Source organism: Paenibacillus sp. J31R120 (assembly GCF_056269225.1).
This window is the reverse complement of the sequence record NZ_JBWDNN010000001.1, coordinates 1,081,830-1,093,605: the sequence shown is the minus strand read 5'-3', so window position 1 is coordinate 1,093,605 and position 11,776 is coordinate 1,081,830. Positions and strand designations below refer to the sequence as shown.

Genomic DNA, 11,776 nt, shown 5'->3' with positions numbered 1-11,776 from the left:
CCATCCGGTGCAACTACCCAATCGCCATAAGATTCTGTCGTATTGGGTACGGAATTAAAAAATTTACTTTGAGGATCTAGTACCCCCATATAACCCTGATGATAGTTTATTAGGATCAAACCATTAGGTAAAACCATGCCTCCAGCTTCTACGGCTCCTGCTACGACTAAAGAAGTTTCATCCGTAATCAAATCGTATTTATATAAATCCGAAGTGCGACTACCAGGCTGTCCATTACTACCTGTAAAATAGATAGCATTATTCCCTTCGTTAGACTCGTCGACTATGACGTTATAATCGACGCCAGATGCTTGCAGGGCTGGGATGAGCAACTCGTTCACCCGACTCTGCACCTCATTCTTTTTATACTTGGTGTTGCCTACATCCACAATTACGTCTACTTTCTTCTTTTCCTTCACTTCGAAGTCGACGAATGGAGCTAAGTTCTTGACCTCTGTATCTATAGGGCTCGCGCTTACGGAAGGCAAAAAAAGCGTAATTATTAATAACCATATCAGTATGAGTGTAAAAGAAAAGGGCCTGCGTTTATTCAGGCCCTCTTGGGCAAGTGGTTTGTACATATGATCTCCTTCATTCCCATGTTTGGCTTCGACGACGGTCATCAGCCGTAACAAAAACCGGAATAGTCTCCTGACCAAATTCTTCTATCGTTTCTTTATGAAATTGATATTTTCCGACATGATCGGCATAATAGATAACTTCCTTTACATCGCCTTCATAAATCAGCTTTCGCTGTTCTCTGAATATTCCGTCATTATTAGCGTCAAAGATCACATACCATTTTCCCCAGGCAACAATGTCTCCATCTGGTGAATAAGAGTTGTCTTTTAATACAAACTTCGCTCTATTCATATGTTTGGGATCCCGGTATTCAATCATGGACTCAGCCGATATGACCGTAACAGGCGGCAGGTCGGGTTTAATGGTCACAATGCGCGAAGTGGTGTCCTTGTAACCAGCCGTATTTTCGACACTGATACTAACGATATAATCCCCAGGTTGCTTAAATAGCACATCAAAGCTGCTCCTGCCATTTAAACTGCCGCTATACTTGATCATGCTCTGAGGAATATCGTCATACAACGATTTAATTGTCCATTTGGTTTTACTTTCGACAACCGGATAACGTGATGAGGTAAAAGAAAATTCGGAAAAAGTGACTTTTCGATTTTCTTTAAGCGTTCCCGACTGAAAGATATTGGCCTTAACGAATGGTTCTGTAACGACTAGACTATGCTGCGCACAGTCTCGTTCACCGTCATTATCCCAAACACAAAGCTGTACTTTCTGTGGGCCAAGTTTGTTGTAGTAGACTTCTCCAGCGGGAACATCGACAAGAATGCCGATCGCATTCGGCGTATTCCATACATACTTTTCGATTGTGCCGTCCGGATCGTAGGAGCTTGTACCATCAAGCGTGATATCGTCACCAAGCATGACCTCGGTTGGCGCATTGATAATGGCGACAGGCCCCATGCCCTTAACAGGCGGGTCAGGCGCTTTCTCCTTGTACACATTGGTGGAAGCATGAATTTTGCCCGTGTCCATACATTTACCGTTTACAGGATCAACATAGTAGGAACTAGGTTTATAACAAGCTCTTACACGCCCAACATACACTTCATCATGTGAGTTCTTGTTTGTCATCCTAGAGGCCGGTATGACAAAATCAAACGTCCTACTGATTTTCATATTTCTGTTTGCAGGAATCGCTTTGGCTTCAAACTTTTGATCACCAAGCTCGTTGTTTAAATACACATCGTAGTAATCAATTGCTCCAGTATCTTTAATGTCTGATATTTCAGCATTAATGGTAACCTTAACCTTTACATCCTTGTTCTCGAAGCGAACGCTATTAGGATCAGATTGTACTTCTCCTGTAATATACGCTGTTGCAGTTTTGGCGTAATTAAATGTGATTGTACCGCCGTAGCTGTATGCATCGTATTCAGCTTCCCCTTGAAGATAGTATTGTAGGCTGAATGGATAACCGTAACATTGCGCGTGGCCCGTGTAAAAGGCTGGATTTGATGCTGGGATTTGATTTATGTCTGAAAACTCATAAAATTCCGCTTTATATTGAAGTGCAAGTCTTGGCTTTTTAGGATCATAGTCTTTCAATCCTAAAGCAGTATACGACTTCATTAAAGATGTATGAGTCTTAGGCGGAATTATAATAGAGTTCTTCTTTACATTTTTTGCATCGACTGTTTCTCCTTTGCTATTTAACCAAACTGCCGGATGATTGTTCAGGTCTATATTCATATAACCTACTATTTCGGACATTTGTGCATAGGGTGGAGAATACGTTGGCAATGAAGCCGATTCTTCGCGGAAATAATCTTTTCTGTATTGGAAATGCGTGTCTGTACTAAAACTATTGATCTGCCACTTTCTACCGTCACTGTATCTGCAGAATGCATTACCAGGAGATTTATGAAAATTGACTCCACTTCCACCTGATGCATTTTGATAACCCTTCACTATCTCTTTAACTGATCTTTTTTCTCCAGATAAAACGACTTTTATAGTCCTAGTGTTCGGATCAGACGTAAATGAAATAATTTTCCCCTTTCCTTTAAATGAATATCCAGAAGGGATTATTGTTCCAGCTTCAGAAGGCCAATCCATAACTATCTCAATTTGCGGCTCGTTATCTGAGGAATGTTCTTTAATAAGGTATGTGCTTTGTAGGTTTGTATTGGCAGTAGCAGTTGGTGATAAAAATAATAATGACGGCAGACTACTTAGTAAGATAGTTATGCTAACTATTTTCTTCATTTTGCTAAATCACTTCCAAGCGCTATCGTCTCTATTGATGAAACATTGTTATAGTTCAAGTTAACAGCTAAAGTTCTAAATGGTTTCTCACTAAATAAATCAATTTGAACAATGGTACTCGTTATAGATTCTCCTGGTTTAAGTTTCCATCCGTATAGCACCTCTGTGTTGTTCATAGAACCGTATTTAATTGATCCAGTACTAAGAAACAATCCGGACGTTTCATTAGTGGCAGAGAAAAACTCGACTTTCGGGTGAATATCTACCCCATCCTGCTTAATATCTTTCTTTGAAGTGTTTTCTAATGTGACTTTGCTCTGTACAATATACTTTGCACGGTCAAAATACTGCAACTTATACTTATTGTGCAAGTCTTTTACTTCCTTTGAGTCCGCTTTGTATAAATAGGCATCATGTACAGTTAACTTCAAACCACCAGCCTCCAGTACAATAGGGAAATTCGTGACAACCTTCAATTCCTTAAATGCACTCAAATTATGCTTCCCCACCGAAGGATCATCCGACGTAATCAAAACCGTCCTCGTCTTATCATCAAAATCAATCTTAGCTCCAAGAGACTCTGCGATAAAACGCAACGGTATAAACACACGTCCGTTCTTCAACTCCGCAACTGTGTCCATGGTAACCGTCTTACCATTCACACTGAGTTCCTGCTGCCCTACTGTAATGACGATGACCGTCTTGTTTTTCTCCATGGTCACCGTACGGGCTTGGTCATCCCACTCGATATGGTCATCAAGCACGCCAAGTGCGTTACCGACCAGACGTACCGAACCCATTGTGCGATAATCTTTATTAATATAAGGCTGAGGCTCTCCAGCGGGTGTCACGAATACGGTTCCGTTAATCTTGATTTGCGGCACCTTGCCTGCGGCACCTGCAGCGGGAACCATCAGTACGCTCATTAATAGGAAAAAAGCTACTACATACGTCATCTTTTTCATGTCATACACTCCAATCGTTAAAATGATATATGCTCTCAACCTCGCATGTTACGCCTAAGAGAAAACCACTGACCCTTATATATCGACATATTGTTCCATCATTGTCAATCATCAGCGCAAATTCTCTCATATTTAATCTCTACCAAATCTACAAAGCGCTCATCATAGACGCAAAAAAGCACCAAACACATAGGAAAATTAATCCCTATCCGCTCGGTGCTTCCGAAATCGACTTAGTAGATATTCATTGACGATATCGTAACACTTTTGGAGAAATTTGTCGATAGTGTATCGAACAATTTATTTGAATGTGGTGGAGCTCTTCACGAGTACAGAATCATATTGATGATAATCCATTCTTCTTTCAAACATTTTCTCATTATTTAATGTAAAGCTATCCATGCGCAGCTCCTTGCCTTCCTCCAACAATACTATGGCTTTATGGGAGCCGCGGTTCTCTATCCAAAACTTAAGCTTGCCGCTCAAATAATTGTTGTATAAAAAATAGGTATCGTCGCCGCGCTTAACGATCAGCTGCCAATGATGGCGTTCATTCCACAAGTATTGGCCCGGCTTACTCTGGTCCTCGACAGGAGCCGGATCAATGTACATACGAATCTGCTCCAGTTCCCCGTCGCCATCCAAGTCCTGATGCATGCTGTCCGCCAGGAAAGCGTCCTCATTAATAGGTGCTAATTCCGCTTTAATTTTCACACTATCACTGGAAGAGTTAGAGGCGACACATCCCACACTTGTGATAAGAACTAGGAGCAGCATCGCCAGCCTGGACACGATCTTCATCATCTTCCCCCTATCTCCTATTAAAGTTGAAATAATTAAACAGATCCAACAATTAACTCTATTGTATATGATCGGACAGCTCATTAGAAGAAACGCGTTTGAAAAAACACCATGAATCAGTACATCAGCATTTGCAACCGATCCCGCCATTTCGCTAATACGATGAACCCATCCTGCTCCGCTTCCTTGGCTTGTTGGAGCAAGGAGATGGCTTTCTGGACTGCCTGCTCGTTCTTCGGATCACCGCCCATCGGGAATGGGAATAAGTTAGATAGCTCATTCAGCGCATGGGCCGTTAACCTGTAGCAAGTCCACGCACTCTCTAACAACTCACGGTCCTGTTCAAAATCCGGCTCATCCAACAGACCCTGAAGAAAATCCCTGGCGAAGCCGCGAAGCTCTGCGTATACCACTGCGTTGTAGGCATTGAAGAACGGGACAATCCGGTCTCCACGAAAAGCCTTCATCCATGCATCATAGGCGGCAAACCCGCGCACAAGCGCGCCATCGCCCGAATTACGTGATTCCTCCGAATACCCATGCTCAAGAACGGCATCCAGCAGACGCAACAGCGCGGATTTACGATCGACAGGACGCTCCTCTTGAATGGCGATAAGTCCGATCTCCGATGTTTTACCTTTGCCGATTTGCTCATATGGCACTTCGCCTTCCTGAAGCTTATCGAGCGCAGTCAGCTTCTGCTCATGATCATCGTAGCCATAAACCATGCCATATTCCGCATGAAACAGATCCCAAACCATAACCGGAAGTCCGCGATCAATCGATCTTTGTGCCGTTTGAATGACATCCGTAACGGTATTCGGCTGCGCCGGAAGATAAGTCAGCACTTTAAACTCAAAACCTAAGTTCGTAAGCAGTTGAAGAAATGATGGTTCACCAACAAGTGTGAACGGACCTCCGATATGTACGGTTTCTTTAATAATATGGAGGCTGAACGCTTGACCCGTCAACGCATTCACTTCCGCAAGCGACAGGTTCTTTTGATTTGTATACTGCAGCATTCCCCATAAGCAATACGTAACCGACGGTCTCGCACCAAGAAAATGACTGTCCCCTATCCGCTGAGTGTAAATATTCGGTCGTCCAAGTATTTTAGAGGAAGTGGCTTTCTCGGCTCTTCGCCTGATCAAATGCTCCTGTATGTACACGCGAATACGCTCTTGCTGAAGCTTCTGCCGTGTTCTTGCAATCGATTTGTAGACACTGCTCATGGTCATATCGAACAAAGCCGCAATCTCCTGCGGGGAGAGCTGTCGGAAGAAATACGCTTCGAATATACCGCGTTCCCGCGGCTTAAGACAGGTAAAAAGATTCAGAATCGTCTCCATGGTCTCCTGGCGGACGATTTGCTCCTCCGGGTTAGAGGCAGACTCCGTCTCCTGTATTCTGACGCTCATCATGTAAGTCATGATGCTCTCCACATCTTCCCAGTCCACTTGGTTGGAAGAGGAGCGCTTTGCCAGGCTCGTGAAGGGCTGCTCATGACGATACGGTCCGCCTCGCCGCAGCTTCATCATCGCCTGGTTGCGCACAATGCGGTGAAGCCAGGGAAGAAAACGAGTGACATCTACTAACGTCCCGAGATGTACAAAAGCTTTCATTAGCGCTTCCTGTACAATATCCTCCGCAAGATACGGATCCTGAGCAAGACTCTTCGCCTAATTATGGGCTTTCGCTCGATGGCGGCGAACCAGTTCGCTGAAGGCATCCTGGTCGCCGTTCTGCGCCCGCTCGATTAGCTCGCTTTCGTCGTCTTCTGAATGGAAGGACGCTCCGATTATAATTTCCTTCATGGTCAGGCCACTCCTCATCAAGATTTGGTGATCTATCTGATTGATGCCATGAAAGCAAACAATTGGACATAACCAAGCGATTAAATAACCTTATTCGTCTTTTTCTTCCAAAAATCCTCTATTTTCGAGTCATTTCGAATGGAAATCAGTCCCCCCAATCCTCCATCATGCTCCGGTTATGGCCGCGCGATCGGGAAGTTTTCGACGCCGATTGCTTCCTGTCCCGCTGCCGCAGCGTGGAATTCTCCTTCCGGGCTAGTCTTGCCAGCTCGCGTTCCGTTTTCTTGTAATTGCTGTATCTGTCGCCATCCAATTCGCCGCTGCGAATGGCTGCCTGAACTGCACAGCCCGCTTCCCCCTCATGCTTACAGTCCCGGAATCGGCATTGGCCAGCCAAGTCTTCAATATCTGAAAAAGCTTGCTGCCAGCCTTCCTCGGAATCCCAAAGCTGAAGCTCCCGCATACCCGGCGTATCCATCATCAACGCGCCGCTTGGAAGCAGGAACAGCTCGCGGTGTGTCGTCGTATGTCTGCCTCTTGCATCGCTTTCCCGAATGCCTGAAGTCGATTGCCATTCATCCTCCGCCAGCCAGTTCAGAAGCGTCGACTTGCCGACTCCCGAGGAACCCGTTACAGCAACCGTCTTGCCGGGCTTCAAATAGCTCAGTAGCGCGTCCTTCCCTTGATCCTCCAAAGCACTAACCATATGCACAGCTACGCCCGGAGCAACATCCTCCACCTCTGTTATATACCGCTCGGGATTATCGCACAGATCCGACTTCGTAAGCAGGACAACAGGCGTTGCTCCGCTCTCCCAAGCGGCAATCAGATACCGTTCCAGCTTGCGTACATTAAAGTCGCCATTCATAGCTAATGTAATGAACAAATAGTCCATGTTGGCACCAATAATTTGCTCATCCGGGATCGATCCGGCAACCTTGCGCGCCATCGACGACTGTCTGGGCAAGACAGCTTGAATCACAGCCCGAGGCGGAGATTCATCCAGCATATCGGCCATAACCCAGTCGCCTACAGCAGGGAAATCTCCTTTGCCCGTTGCTTGAAATTCGAATCGGCCGGATACATTCGCCAGTCGTTCACCAGTTGATGTGATTACCTTGTAGGCATGTGAATATTGGGCGATAACCCTTGCTGGAGCTGTATTTTCGAGCTTTTCGGAGCAGGCGGCGCTTTTATTGCTCCATTGTTCATTCCATCCGAATACTTGCAAATAATCTGTAAGTTGAGTAGTCATTTCATTTCTCCTTTTAGTTAAAAATAAACACGAAAAAACCGCAGGAATACTCCTGCGGCAGCATCAAAAAAACCGCAGTAGCCTAATTTCGGCTCTCCTGCGGCTGTTAGCTTAAAGATAAGTTAAATCCATTGCTCATGATGGATACGAGCAACAAACGACGGTCTTTTTTAGCTAATAGAATGCATAGATCTGTAGGGGCCGAAGCATATTGAGTTTCTGGAGCGAACGATTGTCATGTTCATGTTTCTCATATCTAACAGCCTCCTCGTGTTTCGTTGATTTTTATTATAGGTCTGCAGCCCGCAGATGTCTAACAACAACATAGCTATAGTTATTCTTTACCAAAGGACAACAAAAAAACCGCGATAATCGCGGTTTTTTGATCTTGAGTGTATGAGTGCATAAAGAAGTCCGTACGTTCAGGCAAAATTAGAACGATGCCGCAACCTTAGCTGTTTCAGCCAATCCGTCTGCGATAATTTCAGCCGTTTTGTCCTGGAATTGATTATGGCCTTCAATTACGACCACTTCAGGTTTAATGCCGAACAATCCGAAAGCACCTAGAAGCGGTCTAACAGCGGACTCCACCTCAGCCATTGGACCGGAAGAGTATACGCCGCCGCGAGCATTCAGCAATGCTACTTTTTTGTCGCCGACAAGTCCAACCGGACCTTCTGCCGTATACTTGAATGTTTTGCCTGCTTGCGCAATGTACGACATGTAGCTGGTCAATGGTGCAGGAGCAACATAGTTCCAAAGCGGGAATGCAATTACGACTTTGTCCACTGCCAGGAACTGCTCCAGAAGACGGTTCGCTGTCTCTGCTGCCGCTTGCTCGCTAGGCGTCAAGTCGAAGCCTTGGTTTTGCTTGAACGTTCCTGTAATCGCCTCGTTGCCGTAGTATGGTAGATGCTCCTGGAATAGATCCAGCTCGGAAACCGTATCGGAAGGATTAGCCTCCTTGTAAGCTTTCAGGAATGTATCGTACATCTTCACGCTTACCGCTTGCTCGCTCGGGCGGTTGTTAGCTTTAATAAAAAGAACGTTTGCCATGGTTATTTGCTCCTTCATCCTAAGTTCATCTTTATAATGTGCCTATCCAAAGCACATTATAAAACATCATTTTTCTAATTGCAACTAGATAAAGCACACTAATTTAAGGAAAGTAGCTATTCTATAGTTATTAATAGGGTTTTCGTCACATTTTCATCACAATTTCCCCTGGAATGAAAAAAAACGCATCTGCCGCGGGGCAAATGCGCTTCTCAAAGCGTGCAATGATCAATTCGTTTGGCTACATCTTCAATAGTATATTTTCGCAAGTAATTGATGGTATGTTGTTCGGTTTCGAACAGGATTTTTTCCAGCTCCATATCCAGCTGCTCCCCCGCATCGCCGCATTGCATCTCCAATTCGGTCTCCGAGGCTTCCCGATTAACGGCGTAATATATATCACCGAGCGTAATCTCGTTCGGGCATTTGAGCAGAGCATAACCGCCCTCTCGTCCACCTTTGGACTCTACAATACCAGCAGTGGCAAGCGACTGCAGCACTCGGCGCATGAAGGTCGCATGCGACTTGACCTGGCATGCAATTCTAGCGCTGGATAACACCCCACCGCTCTTGGCAAGCCAAATGACCGCATGAACGGCTATCTTGAATCGTGGCGGTCCGATATGGATCCCGCGGTTCGTAATACTCATTCTCCTACGCTCCTTTGTCACGCTAATGCACCTGATAGCATGCCATTAGTTCTTAATGCCTATTATATAATGAAATGATTGATATTACTAATAATCACTTCTTCATGATATTTTTGAATGATGTGATGATATTAGCAATTAACTCCCTATTTCTTTCGCTCCAGTTTGTATAGTAAAGGTATTACCTACTGCAACAAGGTGAGATATACATTGATATGCCTCATTCTCTAGAGTAGGCATTTCTAAATTCACCATATACAATCCCCCTCTTATATACTCACCAGTATTAACAATTGGAGTGATTGTACCAGAAAAAATCATACCATTGCCAAAGTTTATTCCAGGTCTATTAATAACTTTAGTACTAACATTGTGAGAGAGCGCAGACTCATCAAATAGAATCTCTGCTCTGAGCAATAACATCGCAGCCCTCCTATAATCGATGAATAATATCTCTTATAAATTCATTGAAATCATATAATTTTGGAAAGTCAATTGTAACTGTACCACTTTTGAAGATAAAAGGATCCACATGTTGATAGTCAGCAAGATTATCTAGGATCTTTTATGAACTTTTCACCTCCACTATTGCTGCAAGATCACTATATCAATTACTACAATCATAAGTAGATAAAGAAAAACTAAAGGATATGACTCAGGTACAGTACCGGAGCCATGCCCTAGAAGTCGCCTAAGTATAGCATTATAGCGTCTAACTTTTGGGGAACCACATCCAAGTACCACTCAAATGTGACACTTCGCAAGGTATAATCGCAACTGCCTACCCGAAAGGAACGGGAAGCCTTTGCTCCAAAAATCGTCTCGAAAGCGTTTGAAATCCAAAAGAATTCGATGCGGAAGATGGAGGATCAGGCCAAGCTGTTTGGTCAGCGGCATAACGTACATTCCCGTCCTTGTCTACCGTTTGTACCCTAGTTTGGCGGTTTGAACTCCGAATGGCATTCATCATTCGAATACGGTTGATGGCAGCACTGCCTACTTCAGCAGCATTCAATGAAAGAGTAATCCGAATGTCGATCCCGGCATATACGAGGACTCGCGCAATTTGTTGACATGTTCCGTTCAACCGTCTGCGGTCAAGCCGTTTTCGTTGAAGTGAAGTAGCCTGATCTAGCATTACATATTAAAAACAGCCGCATCGAATCTATAACGATAGATCCAGCCTGGCCGCTTCCATCACCATGCCATGATACATCCCGGTGTCCCAAAGAGCCACTCAGCGTCCTCCATCGACGTTGTCTCCGATACCCAAATGAAGACGCGTGGACAATCTATTTGGAAGCCAGTAATACGGAGTACTACGTGTTTATGGCAAAACAACGGTCTCCCCGGCGCGAAGTCCCATCAACACCTCTGTCTTGTCGTCAATTTCCAGCCCGGTCTTAATAATACGCCGCTCAGGTTGGCCGGTGCTGTCGTTTATCATCACATACGGCTGCTCCTGATCTCGCATGACGGCCAGAGTCGGTACAACGACCGCATTCTCCTTGCGCTGCGTCTCAATCTGTCCCTCCAGTGTCAGACCGCCAATGAGCCAATCTCTGGATTCCAGTTCAATCACAACCTCAAATTGCGAGGCTTGAGAGCCATCTGTGGTTGAGGCTTGCTTGGGGAACAGGGAGAGCTGAGTGATCGCGCCTGTAGATGTTTTGTCTTTTTGTCCGCTCATGTTGACTTGAACCTGCATGCCCTCCTTGATCTTAAAAATGTCCTGCTCCGATACGTTTGTGACGAACTGCAGCTTCTCGGTGTTGACGATCTTGCCGAACAGTTGCCCCTCGGTCAGCGCACGCGTCTTCGGATTCGTATCGGTGAACAGGAATACGCCAGTGGTCGGGGCGTAGACAGTAGCCTTCGCCAGCATAGCCCTCTTGTCCTTCAATTCTTCTTCACGCAGCGCCAGCACTTCCTCATTCAGTTTTTCAGTCAGCTTCTTGCTCTCTCTTTCGACAAATGCTTTTTTCCGTTCCTCGCCTGTTGTCATGTTGCCGACGGCTTCGGTTTCCACGGACTGCTGCAGGTTGATCTGCTGCAAATTCGCTTCTATGCGGGATTTCTTAATATCAGCCTCCAGATTTTTTATTTCTTTCATCAACGCCTTCGTGTCTAGCGACATCAGCACCTCCCCTTTCTTGACCCGCTGCCCATGCTTGACATTCCAACTCTGCACATTTACTGACAGCGGCGCGAACACATCGATCTCCTCAGTATAAGCGGCCTTGCCCTTCACTGTCAGATTCTCGGCCAACGTCTCCTGGGTAGTCTCAAAGATTATGGAAGGTTCTGGTTCGGATTCTATAATTTCTATTGACGTATTATTTTTTTCATAAATAAGATAGCCTGCGCCCAACATAACAACTGCAACTGCAATCCATGTAATCCATTTCTTCATAACTTTGATCCTCTCAATGT

Annotated in this window: 9 protein-coding genes and 1 pseudogene; all 10 read right to left on the bottom strand. The window is 45.0% G+C overall.

The features are described 5' to 3' along the window. Positions 1-591: 591 nt before the first annotated feature. On the bottom strand, positions 592-2,802 hold the full coding sequence (locus AC0YNW_RS05045; RefSeq protein ID WP_475830984.1) for a hypothetical protein: 2,211 nt from the start codon (positions 2,800-2,802) through the stop codon (positions 592-594). After that, positions 2,799-3,767 carry a copper amine oxidase N-terminal domain-containing protein gene (locus tag AC0YNW_RS05040; RefSeq protein ID WP_475830983.1) on the bottom strand — a complete coding sequence of 323 codons (969 nt, stop codon included), beginning with the start codon at positions 3,765-3,767 and terminating at the stop codon, positions 2,799-2,801. Before AC0YNW_RS05040 ends, AC0YNW_RS05045 begins: the two co-directional genes overlap by 4 nt. A 300-nt stretch (positions 3,768-4,067) precedes the next feature. Then, positions 4,068-4,571: a hypothetical protein gene (locus AC0YNW_RS05035; RefSeq protein WP_475830982.1), complete on the bottom strand. Its 504-nt coding sequence runs from the start codon at positions 4,569-4,571 to the stop codon at positions 4,068-4,070. Between the two features lie 113 nt (positions 4,572-4,684). Further along, positions 4,685-6,235: pseudogene (locus tag AC0YNW_RS05030) on the bottom strand (sigma-70 family RNA polymerase sigma factor); the annotation flags it as partial. A gap of 12 nt (positions 6,236-6,247) precedes the next feature. Next, positions 6,248-6,382: a hypothetical protein gene (locus tag AC0YNW_RS05025; RefSeq protein ID WP_475830981.1), complete on the bottom strand. Its 135-nt coding sequence runs from the start codon at positions 6,380-6,382 to the stop codon at positions 6,248-6,250. A 145-nt stretch (positions 6,383-6,527) separates the two neighbouring features. Then, positions 6,528-7,637, bottom strand: coding sequence for a ribosome small subunit-dependent GTPase A (rsgA, locus tag AC0YNW_RS05020; RefSeq protein ID WP_475830980.1), 1,110 nt, complete (start codon positions 7,635-7,637; stop codon positions 6,528-6,530). A 432-nt stretch (positions 7,638-8,069) separates the two neighbouring features. Then, positions 8,070-8,693, bottom strand: a complete 624-nt coding sequence (locus tag AC0YNW_RS05015; RefSeq protein ID WP_475830979.1) for an FMN-dependent NADH-azoreductase — start codon at positions 8,691-8,693, stop codon at positions 8,070-8,072. Positions 8,694-8,905: 212 nt separating this feature from the next. After that, positions 8,906-9,343 (bottom strand): RrF2 family transcriptional regulator, encoded by a 438-nt coding sequence (locus AC0YNW_RS05010; RefSeq protein ID WP_475830978.1) that lies wholly within the window; start codon positions 9,341-9,343, stop codon positions 8,906-8,908. Between the two features lie 138 nt (positions 9,344-9,481). Then, positions 9,482-9,766: a hypothetical protein gene (locus tag AC0YNW_RS05005; protein ID WP_475830977.1), complete on the bottom strand. Its 285-nt coding sequence runs from the start codon at positions 9,764-9,766 to the stop codon at positions 9,482-9,484. 904 nt (positions 9,767-10,670) lie between these two features. Next, positions 10,671-11,756: an efflux RND transporter periplasmic adaptor subunit gene (locus AC0YNW_RS05000; RefSeq protein WP_475830976.1), complete on the bottom strand. Its 1,086-nt coding sequence runs from the start codon at positions 11,754-11,756 to the stop codon at positions 10,671-10,673. Between the last annotated feature and the right edge of the window lie 20 nt (positions 11,757-11,776).

Bases quoted from the DNA above. Each gene is read 5' to 3' on its own strand.
- AC0YNW_RS05025 (WP_475830981.1), bottom strand. From the start codon at position 6,382: ATGAAGGAAATTATAATCGGAGCGTCCTTCCATTCAGAAGACGACGAA.
- AC0YNW_RS05015 (WP_475830979.1), bottom strand. From the start codon at position 8,693: ATGGCAAACGTTCTTTTTATTAAAGCTAACAACCGCCCGAGCGAGCAA.
- AC0YNW_RS05010 (WP_475830978.1), bottom strand. From the start codon at position 9,343: ATGAGTATTACGAACCGCGGGATCCATATCGGACCGCCACGATTCAAG.
- AC0YNW_RS05045 (WP_475830984.1), bottom strand. From the start codon at position 2,802: ATGAAGAAAATAGTTAGCATAACTATCTTACTAAGTAGTCTGCCGTCA.
- AC0YNW_RS05000 (WP_475830976.1), bottom strand. From the start codon at position 11,756: ATGAAGAAATGGATTACATGGATTGCAGTTGCAGTTGTTATGTTGGGC.
- AC0YNW_RS05035 (WP_475830982.1), bottom strand. From the start codon at position 4,571: ATGATGAAGATCGTGTCCAGGCTGGCGATGCTGCTCCTAGTTCTTATC.
- AC0YNW_RS05040 (WP_475830983.1), bottom strand. From the start codon at position 3,767: ATGAAAAAGATGACGTATGTAGTAGCTTTTTTCCTATTAATGAGCGTA.
- AC0YNW_RS05005 (WP_475830977.1), bottom strand. From the start codon at position 9,766: ATGTTATTGCTCAGAGCAGAGATTCTATTTGATGAGTCTGCGCTCTCT.
- rsgA (WP_475830980.1), bottom strand. From the start codon at position 7,637: ATGACTACTCAACTTACAGATTATTTGCAAGTATTCGGATGGAATGAA.